This window comes from Sphingomonas sp. Leaf20 (assembly GCF_001421535.1).
GTDB lineage: Bacteria > Pseudomonadota > Alphaproteobacteria > Sphingomonadales > Sphingomonadaceae > Sphingomonas.
On sequence record NZ_LMKN01000008.1, the window covers coordinates 68241 to 90376 of the forward strand.

Annotated in this window: 21 protein-coding genes; 11 read left to right on the plus strand and 10 right to left on the minus strand. The window is 69.0% G+C overall.

What is annotated here, in order from left to right:
• Positions 1 to 63: 63 nt before the first annotated feature.
• The 3 genes from prfA (at position 64) to ASE72_RS08545 (ending at position 3454) form a co-directional block, all read left to right on the plus strand.
• A complete protein-coding gene (gene prfA, locus ASE72_RS08535) occupies positions 64 to 1137 on the plus strand; it encodes a peptide chain release factor 1 (RefSeq protein WP_056019641.1) in 1074 nt (357 codons plus the stop codon).
• Positions 1130 to 1987: a peptide chain release factor N(5)-glutamine methyltransferase gene (gene prmC / locus ASE72_RS08540; RefSeq protein ID WP_056019644.1), complete on the plus strand. Its 858-nt coding sequence runs from the start codon at positions 1130 to 1132 to the stop codon at positions 1985 to 1987. The genes prfA and prmC overlap by 8 nt, the downstream gene beginning before the upstream one ends.
• A gap of 246 nt (positions 1988 to 2233) precedes the next feature.
• The gene (locus tag ASE72_RS08545) at positions 2234 to 3454 is read left to right on the plus strand and encodes a DUF4167 domain-containing protein (RefSeq protein WP_056019647.1); all 1221 of its coding nucleotides are present in this window, start codon (positions 2234 to 2236) and stop codon (positions 3452 to 3454) included.
• 113 nt (positions 3455 to 3567) lie between these two features.
• On the opposite strand, the gene ASE72_RS08550 is transcribed toward ASE72_RS08545, so the two are convergent.
• Complete coding sequence (locus ASE72_RS08550) at positions 3568 to 3894, minus strand: hypothetical protein (protein WP_056021986.1); 327 nt, start codon at positions 3892 to 3894, stop codon at positions 3568 to 3570.
• A 96-nt stretch (positions 3895 to 3990) separates the two neighbouring features.
• Between ASE72_RS08550 and ASE72_RS08555 the strand changes: the two genes are divergently transcribed.
• The 4 genes from ASE72_RS08555 to ASE72_RS08570 all read left to right on the plus strand — a co-directional run bounded on the left by ASE72_RS08555 (position 3991) and on the right by ASE72_RS08570 (position 7838).
• Positions 3991 to 4422, plus strand: a complete 432-nt coding sequence (locus tag ASE72_RS08555; RefSeq protein ID WP_056019650.1) for a CBS domain-containing protein — start codon at positions 3991 to 3993, stop codon at positions 4420 to 4422.
• A 262-nt stretch (positions 4423 to 4684) separates the two neighbouring features.
• Positions 4685 to 6610, plus strand: coding sequence for a Tad domain-containing protein (locus tag ASE72_RS08560; RefSeq protein WP_235532302.1), 1926 nt, complete (start codon positions 4685 to 4687; stop codon positions 6608 to 6610).
• Positions 6610 to 7188: a TadE/TadG family type IV pilus assembly protein gene (locus ASE72_RS08565; RefSeq protein ID WP_056019655.1), complete on the plus strand. Its 579-nt coding sequence runs from the start codon at positions 6610 to 6612 to the stop codon at positions 7186 to 7188. Before ASE72_RS08560 ends, ASE72_RS08565 begins: the two co-directional genes overlap by 1 nt.
• Positions 7185 to 7838 (plus strand): TadE/TadG family type IV pilus assembly protein, encoded by a 654-nt coding sequence (locus tag ASE72_RS08570; RefSeq protein WP_056019658.1) that lies wholly within the window; start codon positions 7185 to 7187, stop codon positions 7836 to 7838. Before ASE72_RS08565 ends, ASE72_RS08570 begins: the two co-directional genes overlap by 4 nt.
• A 33-nt stretch (positions 7839 to 7871) precedes the next feature.
• On the opposite strand, the gene ASE72_RS08575 is transcribed toward ASE72_RS08570, so the two are convergent.
• The 3 genes from ASE72_RS08575 to ASE72_RS08585 are packed head-to-tail and all read right to left on the minus strand — an operon-like array spanning position 7872 to position 11058.
• Positions 7872 to 8624 carry a hypothetical protein gene (locus ASE72_RS08575; protein WP_235532303.1) on the minus strand — a complete coding sequence of 251 codons (753 nt, stop codon included), beginning with the start codon at positions 8622 to 8624 and terminating at the stop codon, positions 7872 to 7874.
• A gap of 55 nt (positions 8625 to 8679) precedes the next feature.
• On the minus strand, positions 8680 to 9651 hold the full coding sequence (locus ASE72_RS08580; RefSeq protein WP_056019661.1) for a lysylphosphatidylglycerol synthase domain-containing protein: 972 nt from the start codon (positions 9649 to 9651) through the stop codon (positions 8680 to 8682).
• A gap of 57 nt (positions 9652 to 9708) precedes the next feature.
• Entirely contained in the window at positions 9709 to 11058 is a 1350-nt protein-coding gene (locus ASE72_RS08585; protein WP_082445992.1) for a glycosyltransferase family 4 protein, read from the minus strand.
• A gap of 287 nt (positions 11059 to 11345) precedes the next feature.
• Between ASE72_RS08585 and ASE72_RS08590 the strand changes: the two genes are divergently transcribed.
• The 3 genes from ASE72_RS08590 to ASE72_RS08600 all read left to right on the plus strand — a co-directional run bounded on the left by ASE72_RS08590 (position 11346) and on the right by ASE72_RS08600 (position 15972).
• On the plus strand, positions 11346 to 12023 hold the full coding sequence (locus ASE72_RS08590; RefSeq protein ID WP_056019664.1) for a response regulator: 678 nt from the start codon (positions 11346 to 11348) through the stop codon (positions 12021 to 12023).
• Complete coding sequence (locus ASE72_RS08595; RefSeq protein WP_056019667.1) at positions 12020 to 13393, plus strand: sensor histidine kinase; 1374 nt, start codon at positions 12020 to 12022, stop codon at positions 13391 to 13393. Before ASE72_RS08590 ends, ASE72_RS08595 begins: the two co-directional genes overlap by 4 nt.
• 116 nt (positions 13394 to 13509) lie before the next feature.
• A complete protein-coding gene (locus tag ASE72_RS08600; RefSeq protein WP_156350321.1) occupies positions 13510 to 15972 on the plus strand; it encodes a bifunctional diguanylate cyclase/phosphodiesterase in 2463 nt (820 codons plus the stop codon).
• An 18-nt stretch (positions 15973 to 15990) separates the two neighbouring features.
• Here ASE72_RS08600 and glsA read toward each other — a convergent pair whose 3' ends face one another.
• The 3 genes from glsA to ASE72_RS08615 all read right to left on the minus strand — a co-directional run bounded on the left by glsA (position 15991) and on the right by ASE72_RS08615 (position 19127).
• A complete protein-coding gene (gene glsA / locus ASE72_RS08605; protein ID WP_056019673.1) occupies positions 15991 to 16929 on the minus strand; it encodes a glutaminase A in 939 nt (312 codons plus the stop codon).
• A 108-nt stretch (positions 16930 to 17037) separates the two neighbouring features.
• Positions 17038 to 18894, minus strand: a complete 1857-nt coding sequence (locus tag ASE72_RS08610; RefSeq protein ID WP_156350323.1) for a hypothetical protein — start codon at positions 18892 to 18894, stop codon at positions 17038 to 17040.
• Positions 18894 to 19127 carry a hypothetical protein gene (locus ASE72_RS08615; protein WP_056019678.1) on the minus strand — a complete coding sequence of 78 codons (234 nt, stop codon included), beginning with the start codon at positions 19125 to 19127 and terminating at the stop codon, positions 18894 to 18896. The genes ASE72_RS08610 and ASE72_RS08615 overlap by 1 nt, the downstream gene beginning before the upstream one ends.
• A gap of 98 nt (positions 19128 to 19225) precedes the next feature.
• On the opposite strand from ASE72_RS08615, the gene ASE72_RS08620 reads away from it, so the two are divergent.
• Positions 19226 to 19699, plus strand: a complete 474-nt coding sequence (locus ASE72_RS08620) for a hypothetical protein (RefSeq protein WP_156350325.1) — start codon at positions 19226 to 19228, stop codon at positions 19697 to 19699.
• Positions 19700 to 19704: 5 nt separating this feature from the next.
• Here the strand turns inward: ASE72_RS08620 and ASE72_RS08625 are convergent, their stop codons facing one another.
• The 3 genes from ASE72_RS08625 to flgH form a co-directional block, all read right to left on the minus strand.
• Positions 19705 to 20094 (minus strand): hypothetical protein, encoded by a 390-nt coding sequence (locus tag ASE72_RS08625; RefSeq protein ID WP_056019683.1) that lies wholly within the window; start codon positions 20092 to 20094, stop codon positions 19705 to 19707.
• A gap of 282 nt (positions 20095 to 20376) precedes the next feature.
• On the minus strand, positions 20377 to 21255 hold the full coding sequence (locus ASE72_RS08630; RefSeq protein ID WP_056019686.1) for a flagellin: 879 nt from the start codon (positions 21253 to 21255) through the stop codon (positions 20377 to 20379).
• Between the two features lie 149 nt (positions 21256 to 21404).
• Positions 21405 to 22136: a flagellar basal body L-ring protein FlgH gene (flgH, locus tag ASE72_RS08635; RefSeq protein ID WP_056021992.1), complete on the minus strand. Its 732-nt coding sequence runs from the start codon at positions 22134 to 22136 to the stop codon at positions 21405 to 21407.

Below are 22136 nucleotides of genomic sequence, written 5' to 3' on the forward strand. Positions count from 1 at the left end.
AGGCTGCGCCCGGTTACCCTGGATCCCAGCGTTCGCTGGGATGACGGTGGCGGGAGTGCGCGCATGACCCAGATCTCCCCGGACCGCATCCGCGCGATCGAGGCGCGGCGCGACGAATTGCAGGCGTTGATGTCGACCGGCGACCTGCCGTCGGACCGCTTCGTCGCAGTGTCGAAGGAATATGCCGAGCTCGAACCCGTCGCGCAGGCGGCGACCGAGGTGCGGCGGCTGCGGCAGGAGGCCGAAAGCCTCGCCTTCATGGCCGAGGATGCCGATGACGAGCTGCGCGCGATGGCGTCGGAGGAATTGCACGAGAATCGCACGCTGCTCGAGACCGCGGACCGCAAGCTCGCGCTCGCGTTGCTGCCGCGCGATTCCGCGGACGAGCGCTCGGCGATGCTCGAGGTGCGCGCCGGCACCGGTGGCGACGAGGCGGCGCTGTTCGCGGGCGACCTGTTCCGGATGTACCAGCGTTATGCCGAATCGCAGGGTTGGCGCGTCGAGATGATCTCGGGCTCGTCGTCGGACGCAGGCGGCTTCAAGGAAGTCGTCGCGAGCGTCACGGGGCAGGGCGTGTTCGCGAAACTCAAATACGAGAGCGGCGTCCACCGCGTCCAGCGCGTGCCCGCGACCGAGGCGGGCGGGCGGATCCACACCTCGGCGGCAACCGTCGCGGTGCTGCCCGAGGCGGAGGAGGTCGACGTCAAGATCGACGACAAGGACCTGCGCATCGACGTCTATCGTTCGTCGGGGCCGGGCGGGCAGTCGGTCAACACGACCGACTCTGCCGTGCGGATCGTCCATATCCCGACTGGTTTGACGGTGATCCAGCAGGACGAGAAGTCGCAGCACAAGAACAAGGCCAAGGCGTTGCGTGTGCTGCGGACGCGGCTCTACGAGGCGGAGCGCGACCGGCTGCATGCCGAGCGTGCGGGCGCGCGCAAGTCGATGGTCGGGTCGGGCGATCGCTCGGAGCGGATCCGGACGTACAACTTCCCGCAAGGCCGCGTCACCGATCACCGCATCAACCTGACGCTGCACCGGCTGCCGGAGATCGTTGCGGGCGAGATGGACGAGCTGATCGGCGCGCTGGTGTCGCAGGACGAGGCAGACCGGCTGGCGCAGCTGGATGGCTGAGATCGGCCCCGCCCCCTCGCACGGGCGCGGGGGCGGCGGGGATGTCCGTGCGGCGCTCGCCGCCACCGCCGCGCGTCTTGGCTTCTCGGCGACGCCGCGGCTCGATGCCGAACTGCTGATGGCGCATGCGCTGGGCGTCGAGCGTAGCGCGATCCTGCTCGATCCGGACCGCTACGCCGTGCCCGACGCGTTTGCAGGGCTCGTCGAGCGGCGCATGGCGCACGAGCCGGTCGCGTACATCACGGGCACGCGCGGCTTCTGGTCGATCGATCTGGCGGTCGGCCCCGGCGCGCTGGTGCCGCGTGCCGACAGCGAGATGCTGCTGATCGCCGCGCAGGGGCATTTCGGTGACCGCGCGCCCGGCACGATCCTCGACCTCGGCACGGGCCCGGGCACGCTGCTGCTCGCGGCGCTCGACGAATGGCGCTCGGCGCAGGGGGTCGGGGTGGATTTCTCGCGCGCGGCGCTGGGCTATGCGCGCGCGAACGCCGCGACGCTGGCGATGGCGGACCGCGCGCGGTTCGTCTGCGCGAGCTGGGCGGGCGCGCTCGATGCGCGGTTCGACCTGATCCTCGCCAACCCGCCCTATATCGCGACCGATGCGGTGCTGCCGCCCGAGGTTCACGCGCATGAGCCGCATGCGGCGCTGTTCGCGGGGGCCGACGGGCTCGACGACTATCGCATCCTCGCGCAGCAGATTCCCGCGCTGCTCGCCCCCGGCGGTGCCGCGGCGATCGAGATCGGATCGACGCAGGCGGTCGCCGTCGCCGCGCTGCTCGAGGCGCAGGGGCTCCGCACGGCGCTGCATCACGACTATGGCGGCAACCCGCGCGTGCTGCTCGCAACTTGAATTAAGTGGCGCGGATCCGCATATTTCACTTGTAGGAAGGCCTTCCGGGCCGCTATCACATGGGCAGGGGCACGCAATCTCGACAAGATGGTCGTTTTTGAGCGTTGGCCCGCATCCTTCGCCTTAGAGTCGCTGCAGTCCGGCGGCTCTGGCAAGTCCGACGCATCGTCATCGATGCGCGGCGGGGGGTTTGCACCGCATTTCGGAGCACGACCAGATTTTGGTTCGACGACTGAGGACACAAGCTTGATCAACAACCGGCAAGCCGGCCGCCGTCGCGGTCGTGGCAACAATAATAATGGCGGCAGTGGTGGTGGCGGTCAGCGCCAGGGCGGCGGCGGTGGTGGTGGCCAGGGCGGCCGCGATACGGGCAACCGCATCGACAGCCGCGCGCGCGGCAACGCGAGCCAATTGTACGAGAAGTACAAGAACCTGGCGCGCGACGCGCAGATGCAGGGCGACCGCGTCAACATCGAATATTATCTGCAGTTTGCCGATCATTATTTTCGCGTGTTGAGCGAGACGCGCGCGCGCTTCGAGGAAAACCAGCCGCAGGCGCAGCAGCAGCCGCGTCGTCAGCAGCCGTTCGATCTCGATGGCGACGACGATTATGGCGACGAGGGCGAACCGATCCGCTCGGGCGAACAGCAGGGCGGCGAGCAGGCGCGCGAGCAGGCACGGGGCGATACGCAGCCGCGCGACCAGAATGGCGGTCAGCAGAACGGACAGTACCAGAACGCACCCCGCCAGCAGCGTGATGCGCAGCCCCGCGAAGACCGCCCGCGCTACGAAAATACCCGCAACGAGGGTCAGCGCAATGACGGCCAGCGCAGCGAAGGCCAGCGCGAGGATCGCGTCCGTGGTGACGGCGCGCGGAACCAGCCGCGCTTCCAGTCGCGCGACGACCAGGGTGGCGATGAGCAGGCCCGCGAGAGCCAGCCGCGCGAGACGCGGGGCGAGACACGGGGCGAGTATCGCGATGCGCCGCAGCGTGAGCCGCGTCGTGCGCCACGCAGTGCGCAGGCGCGCCACGCCGAAGCCGAGGGCGACACCGCACGGCCGGTGACGGCGGCGGACGCACCGCAAGTCGAGGCGGCGCCGTTCGAGGCCAGCCATGGCCAGGCCACCCAGGGCGGAACCGCGCCGGATACCGCCCAGCCGACCGAAGTCGCAGCATCCGAGGAGCAGCCGCGGCGTCGTGGTCGCCCGCGGCGTGACCGCAGCCTCGACGAGGCTCCCGCGTCGGCGGCGAACCCCGCCGACACGATGGCACCGGCCGCGTTCGACGCGGACCGTCTGCCCCCGTCGCTCGGCATCTCGACGCTGAAGGCGCCGACGCTGTCGCTCACCCCGTCGCCCGATGCTGCGCCGGCGACGGACGCGGCGCCGGCAAGTGAGGCGGCGTCCGAGGAAAAGCCGCGTCGCCGGCGTGTCCGCGTCGCGCCCGACGAGGTCCAGGCGAACTGATCGCGCGCGCCGGCGACGTCCGGCGCGCCTGAACCGAAAAGGCCGGTATCGCACGCGCGATGCCGGCCTTTTTCATGCCCCGCGATCAGGTGTCCGCGATCACCGACAGGTGATCAGTCGAGGCGGGTCACGTCCTCGTCATGGCCGGTTCCCGAACTGAGGAAGGCGAGCCCCATCAACAGCCCCGCCATCATCACCGACCCGCCGACGCCGCCGAGTATCGCGAGCATCGTCACGAGGTGAAGCGGGCCCTGGATATGCGCCATCGCGGTGATCACCGCGGCCGCGCACGCCGCCGCCGCCAGCGTCATCCAGCCCATGATCGTCCGGAACCGCGCCCAGGCGAACGCGGCATAGCCCGGGTCGCCAAGTCCGCTCGGCTGTGGGGAGGGGCGAGCGTCGGGCGCTGCGGCGGAGGGGGCATGCAGGGGACCGGTCATCGCTTCCCATTGCCGCGCAAACATGGTTTTCTCAAGCCACGCGCCCGCAGAGGCGATGACGGCCAGCAGGACTGGCGCAGCGAAAGGAGAGGCGAAATGACGATCGCGACGATTCTTCAGGGGCGGCAGCCAGGCGGGGTGGTGACGCTGCACCCCGATGCGACGGTGGCGGACGCGGTCGCGCTGCTCGCGGAACGCCGGATCGGCGCGGTGCCGGTGCTCGATAACGACCAGGTGGTCGGAATCTTTTCCGAACGCGACGTGATCCACTGTCTTCAGGCGCATGGCGCATCGGCGCTCGCGCAGAGCGTTCGCGACGTGATGACCGCCGCGGTCAAGTCGATCGCCCCGGGCGAGTCGGTGATCGGCGCGCTGTCGCTGATGACGCAGCGGCGGATCCGTCATCTGCCGGTGATCGAGGGCGGCCGGCTGGTCGGGTTCGTCTCGATCGGCGACCTCGTCAAATACCGCATCGACCGGATCGAGGCCGACGCCGCGGCGATGCGCGCCTATATCCAGTCGGCCTAGGCGTTCGTCGAAGCCGCGGCCGCGCGTCGGCCGACGGGGTTCGATCGGCGTGATCGCCGCGGATCGCGCCATGGCAGGACGCGCGAAGAATTCATGCACTGATATGCATCAATAACCTTGGCTCTAATCCTGATTTACTCTCTCAACCATATTTCAAACATTTAAAACCAAAACGGCTTCAAGAGCGATCTTTAGGAAGCCGATTTTGAGATACAGTCTGGGGCGGGTCACGTCGTTGCCGCGCGATGTTCGCGGTAATACGTTGATTCTCTTTGCGTTTGCGCTCCTGCCGCTGATGGGGATGATCGGCGGCGCGCTCGACATGAGCCGTGCCTATCTGGCGAAATCGCGTCTTCAGAATGCGTGCGATGCGGCGGTGCTCGGCGGGCGCCGCGCGATGGCGGCATCGACGTTCGACACGTCGGCGCGCGATTCGGCGAACCGGTTCTTCAGGCTGAACTTCGCCGAGGGGCAGTACGGGACGACCAAGCCGACGATGGACTATGATGTCGGGAACGACATGATCGTCCACGGCAAGGCGGGGGTCGTCGTCGAGACCGCGATCATGAAGATATTCGGATACAACCGGATTCCGATCGAGGCGACCTGCGAGGCGCAGCTCCAGCTGCCCAACAGCGATATCATGTTCGTCCTCGACACCACGCTGTCGATGGCGGAGACCAATTCGGGCGATACCAAGTCGAAGATCCAGGCGCTGCGTCAGTCGGTCACCGATTTCTATACCACGCTCGACAACGCGCAGTCGCCCGCGTCGCAGGTCCGCTACGGGTTCGTGCCCTATTCCTCGACGGTGAATGTCGGGCTCCTTCTCAAGCGCGAATGGATGGTCGACAGCTGGGACTATCAGTCGCGCGAGCAGGACGGCTTCGAGGACAGGGCGGGGGGCACGCAGGGCGCGACCGTCACGACCAACAGCAACTATTCGCCGTGGAGCGGGACCAGGACCGTGACGACGCAGCCGGGATCGTCCGAGGAGTGCGTCGCCCCGCCGAATGAAAGCTATTCGGATTCGACGAGCTATACCGCGTGGAACCCCTCCGCGTCGGCGCTCCCGCGGTCGCGGACCGCGACGCGGACGATCAACGGCTCCACGTACAGCGCGTCGCGCAACAGCAACGGCGTGTGCACGATCACGAAGACGACGTTCGAGGCCTATCGTCAGACCTATGACCAGACGGTCGAAGCGAACCCGGACGCGGGCGAGGAAACGAATGGCCGACGCGTCTATTACTGGAACTACAAGAAGATCAATTATCCGCTCGCCAGCCTGAAGGGCGCGTCCGGGACGGGGCTGGTCGGCGGCGGAAGCCTGTCGACGATGCTCGGCAACAACTTCACCGCGCGGACGATCAACTGGGGCAATGGCAGCCAGGGCGCGTGCATCGAGGAGCGCAAGACGCTGCGCCCGTACGAGACGGGAACCGCCTATGACCTCGACGTCGACCTCGTGCCGATCCCGGGGAACGCGGACACGCAGTGGCGCCCGTTCCTGCCCGACCTGGTCTGGGCGCGGTCGGTGTCGAACTATGGCGGCGCGACGATCAGCGGCTGGCAGCCCAACACCGTGTCGCACGTCTCGAACAACTATATCGCGCTGGGGTCGTACAAGACCGATTTCGCGGCCTGCCCATCGACCGCGCGAAAGCTGGCCGCGATCCGGACGTCGTCGGACAAGGCGGCGCTGACGACCTATCTCAACGCACTGGTCCCGCGCGGGCGGACCTATCACGACATCGGGATGCTGTGGGGCCTGCGGCTGATGTCCGCCGAAGGGCTGTTCGCGAAGGAAAACGCCGCGGCGGCGAACGGCAGCAACATCTCGCGCCACCTGATCTTCATGACCGATGGCGATACCGAGACAAACATCGCCGATTACGACGCCTATGGGCTGTCCGCGCTGGATCGGCGCCGCACCGCTGCGGGAAGCCTGCCGACGAAGTCCGAACAGGACGGCATCGTCGAGGACCGGCTGGCGCGGCTGTGCACGATCGCGAAGGAAAAGAAGAACATCACCGTCTGGGTCATCGCGTTCGGTACGACGCTGACGTCGCTGCTGTCCGACTGCGCCTCGCCCAATCGCGCGTATCAGGCGAACAACGCGGTCGAGCTCAACACGACCTTTGCCGACATCGCCGCGCGCATCTCGCAATTGCGGGTGACGCACTGATGCGCCGCCCCGGCCGGCGCGACACGCGGGGTGCCGCGATGATCGAATTCGCGATCGTTTCGCCCGTTCTGATGCTGCTGATCATCGGCGGGCTGGCGTTCGGGCACAGGCTGTACGTCAAGTCGGTGCTCGAGGGAGAGATGCAGAAGGCCGCGCGCGACACGAGCCTCGAGGATGCCGGGAGCGACGTGCGACGCGCTCTGATCCAGGACCGCGTGCGGATGCAGGTCCTTCGCGTGATCAACAGCGCCCGCGTCGAATTCGAGCTGACCTCGTTCCACGATTATCGCAACGCGCAGAACCGGGTCGAGGAATATGTCGACAGCAATCACGACGGCCGCTGCAACAAGGGCGAAACCTATGTCGACGCCAACAATAACGGCGCGTGGGACCTCGAGGGCGGCACCGAGGGCGTCGGCGGGTCGAAGGACGTCGTCCTGCTGACCGCGACGGTGAGCTATGCCAGCTTCCTGCCGATGGTGCAGGGCAACGGGATCCTGAAGGTCGTGTCGAGCACATTGCTCCGGAACCAGCCGGCGAGCGACCAGGCGCCAGCCCCGCTGCGGACCTGTTCATGACCATCGTCGATGCGATGCGATCGGCGCGGCTGGTTCGCGACACGCGCGGGCTGGCGCTGGTCGAGTTCGCGCTCGTCCTGCCGGTAATGATCACGCTCGTCTTCTACGGCATCGAACTCGCCAACTATACGCTGACGCGGCAGCGGATCAGCCAGCTTGCGCTGCAGGTCGCGGACAACGGGTCGCGGATCGGTATCCAGGAGATCCTGCGCAACCGCCCGATCACCGAGACGCAGATCAACGACCTCTTCACGGGCGCCGCGTTGCAGGGGGGGACCGTCGACATGAGGGGCAAGGGGCGGATCATCCTGTCCGGCCTGACGGTCAACAGCGGCGGCGGCCAGTGGATCCAGTGGCAGCGTTGCTATGGCGCGATGGCGTTCGCCTCGCATTACGGCAGGCAGGGTGAGGGCGCGCAGGGATCGGGGTTCAAGGGCATGGGGCCCGAGGCGAACAGGGTGACCGCGACGAGCACCGGCGCGGTCGTCTTCGCCGAGGTCGCGGTCACATATTCGCCGATCATCTCGACGATGTGGGCGCCGTCGCCGACGATATCCGAGATCGCGTCGTTCGCGGTCAGGGACGACCGCGACACGTCGGGCACCGGCATCCAGAACGACGAGAAGGTGCCCGTGTCGACCTGCCCCTGAGCCCGGAGCCCGGAACGATCGGCGCCGCGTGCGTCAGAACTCGCGCACCACGCGCACGCCGAGACGGGGGCGGAACGGGCCCTGATGGCCACGCTCCGCGCCGAGCCCCGCCTGAACCGACAGCCGGCCCGCAAAGGCGCGGTGCCATTGCGGCATGAACAGCCAGTGGCGGCTGTCGCCGGTCTGCCGGTTGATCTCGAACCCGATCACGGTGGCGGGATCGAGATCCCAGAAGGTCGTGTGATTGACGAGCAGCCCGGTCCCCTCGGACTTGCGAAGCGTGACGTCGCCGACGCCGACCATCGTCATCGTGCTCAGCCGATCGCCGAAGCGGTTGCCGAGCAGATAGAGCAGGCTGCTCGACCAGCCGCCGTCGCGGCGATTGTGCAGCCCGAGATACTGCACGCCGTGGATGCTGCGACCGCCGCGAAACGTTCCGAACGTCCCCTGAAGCCCGATCTTGTAATCGGTCGGGCGGCCGTTGATGAACGGCAGTTCGACCTCGACCGCGAACCCGTTGGCGACCGCATATTCGACTTCGGGCGCCCATTCGACGTCGCGCGATGTGCCGCTCAGATTGACCTGCGCCAGTGTATTGGCCTCGAGCTCGCCGCGACGCGCGCCGAGCGGGCGGATCATGTCGAACACCATCGGCTCGGGAATATTTGGGACGGGAGCGGGCGCGGTGGCGTGCTGCGCGTATGCGGGGGTGAGGGTAGCGAGACCGAGCGCAAGGCCGGTGGCAAGGCGAGGGTGCGCAGCGCTGTGAAGCGCACGGGGGATCATGATGACGGCATTCCGATCGACGGGCAAAGGACAGCGCCGTCATCGCCGCACCGACTTACGCCGACCTTACGCGCGCCTCGCGGATCTCGTGGAGCGCGAACGCGAGCATGCCGATCGCCAACGGAACGAGATAATAGATAAGCCGATAGGCGAGCAGCGCCGCGAACAGCGTCGCACGGTCGACCTCGGGCAGGCTGACGAGCATCACCGCCTCGAACACGCCGACGCCGCCCGGCGCGTGCGTGATCAGCCCCGTGACGATCGCCACCAGATAGCCGAGCAGCAGCGCGGGAAAGAGGCCCGCCGCCGAATCGGGAAGCAGGACCAGCAGCGCGGTGGCGGCGAGCAGGATGTCGATCCCCGCGAGCAGGATCTGGAGTGCGGCCTGGCGGACGCTCGGCAACGGGATCGTGCGGCCGAACGCGACGAGCGTCCGCCCGCGGTACCAGTGCAGCGCGAGCACCGCAGCGCCGAGGATCGCGAGCCCCGCCGCACCGATCGCCGCATGCGCGGGATAGGTTAGCGTCATCCCCGCGATCGCGACGTCGCCTGGCTGCAGGATCAGGCCGAACCCGAGCAGCGTGAGGATGCCCGACCAGAAGGTGATCCCGGTCAGCACCATGATGTGCGCGACCTCGCCGATGCCGAGCCCCGCGGGACGATAGATGCGCAGCCGCGCGGTGCCGCCGGTCAGCAGCGCAAAACCCAGATTGTGGCTGAAGACATAGCTCGTGAACGAGGCGAGCGCGGCGCGGCGATAGCGGACCTGACGCCCGATGATCTTGAGCGCGATCACGTCATACCCGGTCAGCACGACATAGCTGAGCGCCGTCACCGCGGCGGCGGCGAACAGCCGGTGCCAGCCGATCCGCGCCAGCGCGCGCTGGATATCGTCCCAGTCGATCCCCTCGAGCAGCCGGACCAGCGCGGCCCCGGCGATCCCGACGACGACGATCATCACGATCGCGATGGCGACGGTGTGCGTCGACCGCGCCTGCAGGATCGGCGCCTTCAGGACGCTACGCACGCAGGCGACCGCGACGTCGTGTCTGGTTGGTCCGTAGTTGGTGCGTCATAGGATCGGTTAGCGCCTGATCCGCCGGGTTCGTTCCGTCACGCCGCCATCCGCCATGTCGTGCCCGGTCACGGATCCGGGCGAAAGCGCGCCGGGGACAGACGATCCGGGGGCAAGCAGCGCGCGATAGGCGTCGACGACCATCGCCGACGCGCTGTCCCAGTCATAGTCGCTGCTGGCGGCGCGTGCGTTGCGCGCCATCGTTCGCCGCAGATCGCGAAAGCCCGCAAGCCGTCGGACCGCAGCGACGGCTTCGTCGAGATCGCCCGCCGGATAGAACAGCCCGGTGCCTCCCCGCAGCAGGTTGCGGCCGCTCGGGATGTCGACGCAGACGCTGGGCAGGCCCGACGCCATCGCCTCGAGCGTGACATTGCCAAAGGCCTCGGTGACGCTGGGATTGATGAAGACGTCCGCGCTGGCGATCGCGCGCGCCAGCGCCTTGCCGGTGAGGCTGCCGGTGAAGCGCGCGATCGGCAGGCGACGCTCGAGCCACGCGCGCTCGGGGCCGTCGCCGACGACGAGCGGCCTGATCGCTATCCCCGACGCGCGGACGCGGTCGACGATGTCGGCGAACAGCGCGGGGCCTTTTTCACGGACGAGCCTGCCGAAGAACAGCAGCACGACGTCGTCCTCGGCAAAGCCGTGCGATCGCCGCCAGTCCTCGTCGCGGCGCGCAGGCGAGAACAGCGCGCGGTCGACGCCGCGTCCCCACAGATGCGTGCGGTCACCCAGCGCGGTCGCGGCGAATTCCTCCGCGATCGGGCGCGTGGGGACGAGGATCGCGTCGCTGCCGCGATAGAAGCGGTCGAGATGGCGCTCCATCAGCGGCCGGATCAGACCCGCGCCATAGAATTGTGCATAGGTCTCGAACCGCGTGTGCAGGCTCGCGGCGATCGGGATGCCGAGCGACCGCGSGAGCCGCTGCGCCGCGACGCCGGTCCAGTCGGGCGCGGAGACGTGGACGATCTCGGGGCGGAACGCGGTGATCTCGCGGCGCAACGCCGCGGACAGCCCGAGCCCGAGGCGATAGTCGCCGCGCCCGGGAATGCGGACGGATGGCACCGAGACGAGCGTCCCTTCGGGCTCGAACGCCGCGCGGGGTGCGGTCGGCGAATAGACGCGGACGTCGGTGCCGCACGATTCGAGAAACCCGACGAGCCGGTTGAGCGCCTGATTGGCGCCATCGCGGAGATAGTTGTAGTTGCCCGAGAACAACGCGACCCGCCGTGGCGCGGCGCCGGTCGATCGGACCACGTGCCCGGCGATGCGCGGCACGGCGGCACGGGCGGGGGCACGGATCGGGTCGCGCGACGATATGGAGGCGGTTTGCCGTACGGGATTGGAACTGAGATCGAGCATGAGGCAACTCTGATTGCGGGGCGCGAGCGCGCCGCCGGTGGTGAGCATGACGGCGCGGGCGGGCAGGGGGCGGCCGCACCCGACGGTCGTCGGGTTCCCGGTCGGGCGGCGCGCGAAGGCCTGGGTCGTGGTCGCAACCCGGACCAGACGGGGCGCCGTGACGGGGGCATCGGCCAGCCCCCGATCGGGAACCGATTGCGAGGAACCGCCGGCCTAGTGCGGCTCGCTTACGCCAACCTTACGCCGCCGCCGGTCGCTGGCGTGCGCTGCGCAGGCAGGACGGCGCGATGAGGGTGCTGATCGTCGAGGATCACGGCGACCTCGTCACGATGCTGGTCCGCCTGCTCGACGAGGCGGGCTATGCGTCGGACTGTACCGCGACCGCCGCGGACGCGCTGCTGGTGCTGTCCTATACGCGCTATGCGGTCGTGATCCTCGATCTCGGCCTGCCCGATGCCGATGGCCTGTCGGTCGTCAGGACGATGCGCGCGCGCGACGACCGCACGCCGGTGATCGCGCTGACCGCGCGTGCGAGTGTCGCGCACCGCGTCACGGGGCTCGAGGCGGGCGCGGACGACTATCTCGCCAAGCCGTTCGCGCCCGAGGAACTGCTCGCGCGGATCCAGGCGCTGCTGCGGCGCAGCGGGACGATCGTCGACCGGACGATCGAATGCAGCAACCTGTCGTTCGACCCGGCGAGCAGCGAGGTGACGATCGACGGCACGCCGACGATCCTGTCCGCGCGCGAACTCGACGTGCTCGGCGCGCTGATCCGCCGCGCGGGCCGCGTCGTGAGCAAGCAGCATCTCGAACATCTGTTGTTCGGGATGGATGGCGATCTGGGGTCGAACGCGGTCGAGGTCTATGTCCACCGCCTGCGCCGCCGCCTTGGCGATGCGCGCGCGGGGGTCGATATCATCACCGTCCGCGGCGTCGGCTACATGATGGTGGACCGCAGCGCATGACCGCCAAGCCGCGGTCGCTGACCGCGCAGATCCTTCGCTGGCATGCGATCGCGGTGCTGATCACCGCGATCGCGGTCGCGGGCGGCGTCTATGCGTTCCTCGATGCGACCGCGACGACGATCCAGCGCCAGACGCTCCATGTCCATGCGCAGGCGGTGCGACAGGGGCTGTCGCGCGATGCGCAGGGGCGGCTGCGGTTCGCGCGCGACACGACCAGCTCGGCGGTGTTCGCGCCCGGCGGCGGCTTTGCCTATCTGATCCTCGACCGCCGCGGCCGGATGATCCTCGCGTCGCAGACCGCTTCGGTCCTGCCGACCGCGGCGATCCCGATCGGCCCCGAGGAGCGGTTCTTTCGTCGCCAGTCGCGCCGTGCCTTCTATGTCGGGACGAGCATGCCGGCGGTGATCGGCACGCGTGCGGGCGACCCGGTCTGGATCGTGATCCTGCAGAATCTCGCGCATCCCGACTATATCGTCGACGACCTGCTCGCGCAGTTCCTGTTGTACGGGATGGCGATCGTGACGCCGCTGCTGCTCGCGCTGCTCGCGATCGACGTTGTGATCATCCGGCGTGCGGTCCGCCCGGTGCGGCAGGCGTCCGCCTCGCTCAGGACGGGCGATGCGCTGCCGCTCGACCTGCGGCTCGCCGACGACCGGCTTCCCGCCGAGGTCCGCCCGCTCGCGCGCGCGGTCAACGCGATGCTCGAGCGGCTCGCGTCGAGCTACCGGATGCAGCGCGACTTCACCGCCGATGCCGCGCACGAGCTGCGCACGCCGATCGCGGTCGCGCGGTTGCGGGTCGAGGGCGTCGCGGATCCGGCGCTGCGGACCGCGTTGCGCGCGGACCTCGACAGCCTCGGGCGCATCGTCGAGCAACTGCTCGAGATCACCGAACTCGAAACGGTGGCGCTGGACATGGCGGCGCCCGTCGACCTCGTGCAGGTCGCGACCGATGGCGTCGCGTCGATCGCACCGCTGGCGTTTCGCGCGGGCAAGACCATCGCCCTGTCGGCGGCCGCGGACAGCGTGCTCGTCGCGGGGCATGCGGCGTGGATCGGCAAGGCACTCGGCAGCCTGCTCGAGAATGCCGTCAAGCACAGCGGCGACGGGACCAGGATCGACGTGCGCGTGTCGCGCGACGGGACGCTGGCGGTGTGCGACGACGGCCCTGGGATCGGCGCGCAGGACCAGTCGCTGATCTTCCACCGGTTCTGGAAGCGCGATCGGTCGGCGGGGACCAATACGGGGCTTGGCCTGGCGATCGTCGCGCAAGTCGCCGAGGCGCATGGCACCGACGTCTCGCTGCGGTCGCAACCCGGCAGCACGGTCTTCGCGATCGCCTTCACGCCGCTCGGGACGACGGAGTCCTGACGGCGTCCGGCGGTCGAGGATAACCTGCGTCACCCCGCGTCTATTCGGCTCGCTTCGGGTTTGATCTTCGTTAACCTCTTAATGCGACTGGAAAATAAACCCAAAAAGCGACGATCGTGGTCTTCCTTTTCAACCTGCACTTCCACCATTCCCTCTCCCTTGTCGCGGTGGCGATCGGCATCTGCCTGACCGCGGGATGGTCGGTCGCGATGCTGGTGACCGAGCTTAGCGAGGCGCCCGCATCGCGCGCGGGCGGCAACCGGACGATCCCGTCGGCACGCGCGCCGCTCGACTGGCGGCATGCCGCGCTCGCGCTCGCCGCGGGGCTCGGCGTCTGGGCGACGCACTTCATCGCGATCCTTGCCTATCGCCCCGACCTGCTGCTGCGGTACGATCCGCTCGTCACGACGCTGTCCGCACTGGTCGGGATCGTGCTGGTCGGTGTGCCGATGGTCGTCGTCACGCGCGTGCGGTCGCGCATCGCGCGGAGCATCGCGGCCGCGGCGGCTGGCGCGGGGATCTGGGGCATGCATGCGGTCGGGTTGACGGGAATGATCGACTGCGCGCATTTCTTTTCCTGGCCGACCAACGTCGCGGGGGCCGTCGCGGGCACCGTCGTGCTGGCGTCGTGGCAGGTGCGCCGCCGCTGGGCGAAGCCACGGCTGGCCGCCTGCCTGCTGTTCGCCGGGGCGGTTTGCGTCACGCATTTCGTGTCGCTGTCGGGCGATATCGTGATCGGCAGCATCAACGACGTTCGCGCCGGGCTGATGTCGGCAGGACTCGTCGCCGCCTGCATGACGTTCGGCGTGTCGGCAGCGTGTCTTGCCAGCCTGCTCACGTTCGCGCGGTTCCGCTCGACCCGCGAGGAAGAGGCGCTCGCGCTGAAGGCGGTGATGGAGAGCATGACCGACGGGCTGGTCTTCATCGACGGCGATGCGCGGTTGCGCCATTTCAACCGGCGGTTCCTCGACCTGTTCGATCTTCCGGCAGGGGTGATCGCGCTCGGCGCGTCGATCGACACGGTTCTCGACGTCATCGCGCGGCATCGCAAATGGTCGCCCGAACTGCGCGCGTCGGTCGGCGACGAGATGCAGCAGTGGATCGCGGGGGACGCCGATTTCGACCGCGAATGCGTCATGGAGGACGGCCGCATCTACCAGATGCAATCACGCGCGGTCCCGCCGCAGGGGATCGTCCTGACGTTCACCGACATCAGTGCGGAACGCCGCGCGCTGAGCAACCTGACGCATCTCGCCTATCATGACCCGCTCACCGGTCTCGGCAATCGCCGGTCGCTGCGCGAGGAGAAGGAGGCGCGGATCGGCGTCGGCGCGCCCTTCTCGCTGCTGCTGATCGATCTCGACGACTTCAAGCGGATCAACGACGCGTTCGGGCATTCGGTCGGCGACACGCTGCTGATCCACGTCGCGGCCGAGCTGACGACGCTGCTCCCCACGGGCAGCTTCATCGCGCGGATGGGCGGCGACGAGATCGCGATCCTCACGCACGCAACGGGTGCGGCGGCGACCACGCTCGCCGATTCGATCGTCGCGCGAGTGACGCGGCCCGTCGTCCTCGACGGCTGCCGGCTGATGCCGAGCTGCAGCGTGGGTATCCCGATATTCGACGGCGACTCAACGCCCGGCGAACTGATGAAGCGCGCCGACATGGCGTTGTACGAGGCCAAGCGGCTCGGTCGCAAACGGTCGCAGGCCTATCTTCCCGGGCTGGCCGAACGTCTCGTCGAACGCCAGCGGATCATCGATGATCTTCACGAGGCGGTGCAGAATGGCGGATTCGAGCTCGCGTTCCAGCCGTTCGTCGATCTCGCCTCGGGCAGGACGACGGGCTACGAGGCGCTGATCCGCTGGAACCACCCCGCGCGCGGATGGATTTCGCCCGACATCTTCATCCCGATCGCCGAGGATTGCGGGCTGATCGAGGAGATTGGCCGCTGGGTTGTGATGGAATCCTGTCGCCAGCTCGCGGGATGGTCGTCGCACCTGCACGTCGCGATCAACATCTCGGCCAGACAGCTGAAATCCGATGCGGTGCTGCACAGCCTCGCTCAGGCGATGCTGGTCCACGGCGTCGCGGCGGACCGCATCGAGGTGGAGATCACCGAAACCGCGCTGATCGCGGACGCGGCGCTGACCGCGTCGATGATCGACCGGATCCGCCGGATGGGAATCCGCGTCGCGCTCGACGATTTCGGGACGGGCCATTCGTCGCTCGCGCATCTTCGCGACTTCCGTTTCGACCGGATCAAGATCGACCGGAGCTTCGTGACCAGCGCGGCGACCGATCCGCGCTCGATGGCGGTGTTGCGCGCGACGGTCGGTATCGGCAAGGAACTCGGCGTGCTGACGCATGCCGAGGGGGTCGAGACGCAGGACCAGCTCGACCTGTTGCGCGCGGTCGGCTGCGAAGCCGCGCAGGGCTATCTGGTCGGACGTCCGGTGATCCCGTTCAGCGACGCGGTCGTCGCCGTTCCCTATGCGATTCCGTACGTGCTTCCCTGCCCGGCAACGCCCATCGCGCTACCGTCCGAAGATCCGGCCGCCGCGATCGCGGCCTGAGCCGGACGCGGGGCGGCGTCAGAGCATCGGCGGTCCGAACACCGACCAGCCGGTGCGGTGGCTGATCATCTCGAGCGTGCGGACGCCGAGGATGCTGTTGCCATGCTGGTCGAGATTGGGCGACCAGACCGCGATCGCCGCGGTTCCGGGGACGATCGCGAGGATCCCGCCGCCAACGCCGCTCTTGGCGGGCACGCCGACGCGCAGCGCGAAGTCGCCCGAGCCGTCATAATGGCCGCAGGTCATCATCAGCGCGAGCACTTTGCGCATGCGTAACGCGACCGCGTCGCGCGCCGCGTCATCGGGCGACCGCCGGGTGGCGGCGAGGTACAACCCCGCGCGTGCCAGCCCGCGACAGTCGAGCGTGATCGCGCAGTTGCGGACATAGGCCTCCATCACCGCATCGGGGTCGGACAGCAGATTGCCGTGGTGACGCATGAAGCTCATCATCGCGCGGTTGAGGTCGCCGCCTTCCTGTTCCGACGCCATCACCGCTGCGTCATGCGACAGGCGTTCGGGCGCGGCGCGGTTCCGCACCAGTGCGGTCACCGCATCGCGGCCGCTGTCGTTCGCGCCGTCCTCGACCAGGATGTCGACGACGACCAGCGCGCCCGCATTGACGAACGGGTTGCGCGGGAGGCCCCTGGTCCGCTCGAGATCGATGATCGAATTGAACGGATCGCCCGATGGCTCGCGCCCGACCCGCTTGAACACCGCGTCGCCGATCGCCTCCAGCGCGAGATCGAGCGCGAAGAGCTTGGAGATGCTCTGGATCGGAAATCCCGTCGTCGCCGCGCCCGCGGTCAGCACCGACCCATCCGGCAGCGCGATGGCGATGCCGATCGGTCCGGGCGCTGCATCCTCGTTCTTGCGCTCCGCCGATGCCTCGATCTCGACGGCCTTCGTCTCAATCTCGGCGACGACGTCGTCGATGATCCGTTGGATAGCGTTCGGCATGCCGGTCCTTTCGAGATACCCCCCGGGGGTTCCTCGGGACAGTCGGAGGTCAACGCCCGGAGGCGCCGGCATGATCCGCGGGCGCCGCGCGCGCGTGCGCGGCCGGTATCATCGCGCGCTTGCGGCCTGTCCCGCGGTGAGCAGGTCGGCGACCATCGCTGCCGGGCCCGCCGCGGGCAGCGCCTCGATCGCACGCCCGAGGCGATCGGGATCGACCGTCCCGACCGGCGCAGTCAGCATCGCGAAGACGGGGCCGGCCGGCAGCGGGGCGAAGGCGCGCGCATAGCGGCGGTTGAGACGCTGCAACGCGGGCTCGCGACCGAGCATCGCGAGCGCGATCGCCTGGCGAAGGACGATGACCTGCGCCGCCTCGGTCAGCGGCCCGGCGGGGAGCATCGCCTCGCCGCTCTGGACGAGCCGCGGCCAGTCGCGCGCGTGCCATTGCAGTTCGGCCCCGACCGCGCGCGAATCGCGGCTGTCGGCGAGCACCGCGAGCGCCTCGGCATGCTTGCCGAGCAGTTCGAGCGCGATCGCCTCGACCCGGCGGCGATCGTCGAGGATCGTCTCGGGATAGGGCACCATGCCCGTCTCGCGCAGCACGCGGACCGCGGCGTCGGGCATGCCCGCGAGGATCCGCAACGTGGCGATCCGGACCGCGAGCGGTCCCTGTTCGACGTCGTGCTCGACGCCGCGCAACCGGTGTTCGAGAAGCTCGGCGGCGCGCGCGTACAGCCCGGCCTGTTGCAGCCGGTCCGCGAGCATCCAGGCCATCCGGTCGCCCGGTGCGCCAGTCGGCACGAGATCGCGATACTCCCACAACAGACCCGCGGCGGTCGCCAGCGGGACGCGCGAGTCCGCAGCGAGCAGCCCGACGAGATGCGCCTGGACCATCGCCGACAGCGGCGCGGCATCGGCGCCGGTCTCGCAATAGCGCAGCAACGCCGCGCCCGTCGCGAGGATCGCGGGTTCATCGTGACGGCGCAGCGCGAGCGTCAGCGTCGTGGTCAGTGCGCGACGTTCGGTCGGTCCGCCGCGCCAGCGAAACTGGAGCGCGGCCAGCTGGCGCAGCGCGGCGCCCGGCGCGACCGAGCGGTCCGCCAGCCCGGTGTCGATCACGCCGAGCGTACCCGCGGCGCGCTGTCCGGGATCCGCGGCGCGGCTGGCGAGCGCGAACCAGCGGCGGGCTGCGGCGGGGTGTCCCGCCGCGAGCTCGGCCTCGCCGCGGAGCAGCGCCGCCTCGGGATCGGCGGCGGCAACGGGCTGAAGCCAGGCGATGACCGGGGCGGGCCTGCCCGCATCGATCGCGGCACGCGCGGCAGCGAACAGGAACGGGCGTCGCGCCGACGCCGTGCGTGCGTTGAGCGCGGGCAGGGCGCAGTGCAGCAGCGTCAGCGGCGGTGGTGCGGGCGCGGTGCCGGCCCGCGCGCTGGCGAGGCTGCGCAGCCGCCAGAGGCAGGTCTCGGTGTCGGTGTCGAGCGCGCGATCGTCGAACGCGGCGATTGCGGCGTCGCGCCGGCCGAGCAGCGTGAGTGCGATCCCGCGCGCGCGTCGCCATGCCGCCACGCGCGCGAGCGCCGGATCGTCGGCCGCCATGACATCGAGCACGCCTAGCGCGTCGCCGCCGCGGTCGCGCGCGATCAACGCCTGTGCATAGCGCCACCGCGTCGCCTGGCGGGTCGCCGGCGTCGCGCCCGCCAGCGCACGCCACGCCGCGGCTTCGGTCAGCGTCGGCCAGGCCGTGGGACCATGACCAAGCGGCTGGCGCGACAGCACCGCCGCGAACGGAGACGGCGCATGTCGCGGCGGTGGGGGCGGCGACGAAGCGGGCGGCGACGAAGCAGGCGGCGACGAAGCGGGCGGGGGCGGATGGTCGGCGCGAGCGGACACTGGCGCGTGTTCCGCTGCAAGGGCGGGTGCCGCGATCCCCAGCACTATTGTCGCCGCGAGCAGGGCGCGTAATCGCATCACACGATCGCCAGCGTGACCGCGATCGCACCCGCCGCCGCTGCACCGAGAAAGAGCAGCGTGGAGATGATCGTCGCGCCGCGCGTCGTCGGCGTGCCGTCCCGTTCGGTGGGCTGTGCCGACGCAGGTGGCGCGGTCGGGCGGGCGGGGGGGCTGTCGTTGCGGCGGCGCGCGGCAGCGTCGCCGGCGTTGGCGACGATTTTGACCCGCGCCGGCTTCTGATCGTGGCTCATCGCGCTCCCTGTCCCTCTGCTTCGCCTATTATAGAGGGATGAAGCCGCGCACCGTCGGGTGGCGGACGGTATTCCATCGCCGCCGGACAGGCGCGGCGATGAAGCTGGAGACTGACCCAATGCACGCGTTCGGCCTGCGTCCCTCGCCGCGATCCTGCGCCCGCTGGCTCGGTGCGCTGGTCATCGCTTTATCCTGGAGCGCGGCGGCGGCGGGATCGAAACCCGGCGGGCATTCCGGGGGCGGCGAGGGCGACGCGACGGCACCGCATTTCGTCGCGATGGCGCCGCTCGACGTACCGATCGTCGAGGGCGATCGCGCCGATGGCCGGCTGAAGATCACGCTGGTGCTCAAGGCAGTGGATGCGGCGGGTGCCAGCGCGCTCGAGACGCGGCTGCCCGAATGTCGCGAGGCGGCGCTGGCGGCGAGCATCGAGTTCGCGCGGTTGCGCGCGTCGCCGTCCTCGCCGGTCGATGCGCAGCGACTGGCGACCGATCTGTCGATCGCGCTGCGGCCGGTCGATCGCGCAATCGCCGCGGTGCTGCTGGTCGAGGTATCCGCGCGACGCGCCTGACCGGATCAGCCGGCCGCGGCCCGGTTCTGCTCCATCGCGGCCTGCTCGATCGGCGCCTGCTCCATGCGGGCCTGCTCGATACGCACCTTTTCGAGACGGGACGGGCGACGGTTGCGTGGCGCAGGGCGCGTCGGTGGCGTCGATCCTGCCACCGCGCCCGACAGCGGCCGCGCTGCGCGTCGACACGTGAAGTCGTGCATCGTCACGCCGTCGATCCGTGGTGGCTGGAGCAGCAGCGCGATGCAGTCCGCGATTTCGGGATCCTGTTCGCTGCCGATCGTGTCGACGACGTCGTCGATCGTCATCCCGGGTGCCGCCATCGCCGCCGCCGCCGCCGCGCGCCACAGGACGCTCGGGTCGGACACGGAAAGCGACAGCGAGACGCGGTAGTCCATGGTGGCATCCTCTCCTGGCAGGCGGCCCTTGTTCCGCGCCGTCCTGCTGCAACCAGCCGGTGCGACCTTCTCCGGGGCGCTCCGAGCGTGTCGTCGGGGGTCACCCGCCGACGCACTGACCAATACGCCAATCCACCGACGCTTGAAGTAAGGGAAAATCCCTAGGCGGACTGCGCCGCCTCGAAACGCGAAAAACCGGAGCAGCCCTTGCAGGCTGCCCCGGTTCCCCACGTCCCGGCCGGTGCGTCTTGGGGGACCCGGCCGGTCCGTGTGCGCCCCGGCTTACCGGAACAGCGACGTGATCGTCTGCGGCGCCTGATTGGCGATCGACAGAGCCTGCACGCCAAGCTGCTGCTTGACCTGCAGAGCCTGCAGCTTCGCCGATTCCTTTGCCAGATCCGCGTCGACAAGCTTGCCAACGCCGCTTTCGATGGCGTCCGACAGCTTGCTGGTGAACGTCATCTGTGCGTCGATCTTGCGCGATCCCGAGCCGAGATCGCTCAACTTGGTGTTGAGCGAGCTGCCGAGCGTATCCAGGGTATCGACCATCGCCTTGGCCTTTGCCGCCGTGTCGATTTCCGAATCCTGGCCGAGCACACCGGTGCCAGCACCCGCGGACGCGGTTTCCGTCGCCGGCAGGTCGATTTTCTGGTTGGCGATGGAGAGCGTATCGGGATCGTAGGTGTCGGTGCCAGTTGCCTTGTTGGTCAGCGACTGCAACGCACTCACGGTGCCGCCGCCGGTCTTGAGCAGGTTCGTACCGTTGAACTCGGACGAATCGACGATCGTGCTGATCTGGTCGCGAAGGGCGGTGAAGTCCTTGTTGTACGCAGCGCGGCTCTCGTCGCTGATGCCATCGTCCGACGCCTGCTTGGCAAGCGTCTTCATCTGGTTGACGACGTCCGAGATCTGCTCTGCGCCTGCGACCGCAACGTCGGCCACGCTCTTCGCCCGGCTGAGCGACGAGCTGACCGCCTTCAGGCCACCCAGATCGCCGCGAAGGCCTTGGGCGATCGTGAAGGCCGCCGAATCGTCCTTGGTCGATGCGACGTTCAGGCCGCTGTTGATGCGGCTCTGCACGACGGACAGACCCTTGCTGGTCTCGTTGAGGGCCTGGAGGGCCGCCATCGCGCCAACATTGGTATTAACGGACATTCCCATGATATTCTTCCTTCTGGAATAGTCGGTCGCTTCTGCGTCCTTGAGCCGTACGGCGGCTCGCCGACGGGGCGGTCAGGTCCGACCCGCCCCTTATTCTGGGAAGGAATCCGGATACTTGGTCGCGGTGCGCGGATTATTTGCAGCGCGCATCAGAACGGGAACAGCGCGTCGTAGATCTGCTGGCCCCAGCGCGCCTGTTGCGCCTGCGTGAGCTGTCCGCGGCCGCCATAGCTGATTCGCGCCTCGGCGATCTGCGTGTGGCGGATGCTGTTGTCGCGGCCGATGTCCTGCGGTCGCACCATCCCCGTCACGATCAGCTCGCGCAGCTCGTAATTGACGCGGATCTCCTGGCGGCCGCGGATCATCAGGTTGCCGTTGGGCAGCACGTCGGTGACGATCGCGGACATCGTCATGCTGATCGTCTCGGACCGGCTGATGTTGCCCGACCCGTTGAACTGCGACTTGGAACTCCCCGCGATCAGCGGATCGGGCTTGGCGATGCCCAGACCGAGCGCGGCGGACAGCCCCGCATTCTCCGAGCCGCCACGCGTGCGCGCGGTCGTGTTGCCGACCTCGGCGCGGTCGGCGACGTTGATCCGGACGGTCAGGATGTCGCCCTTGTGCGACGCGCGCTGGTCGCCGAGGAACGCGCCCGCCCCCGCGCGGAACAGCGAGGCATCGGGGGGCAGCGCCGCCATCGCGGGCGGAGGCTCGCGGCGGCGGGGCTGGCCCAGCGAGTCTTCGGTCAGCGGCGTGTCGACCGCGGTCATCTCGCTGAGCTTGGGCGCCTTGCCGATCGTTTTCAGCTGGCCGAGCGTGCCGCATCCCGACACCGCGGTCGCGCCCGCGAGGATCAGCAGCAGCGTGGACGTCCTGGTCAT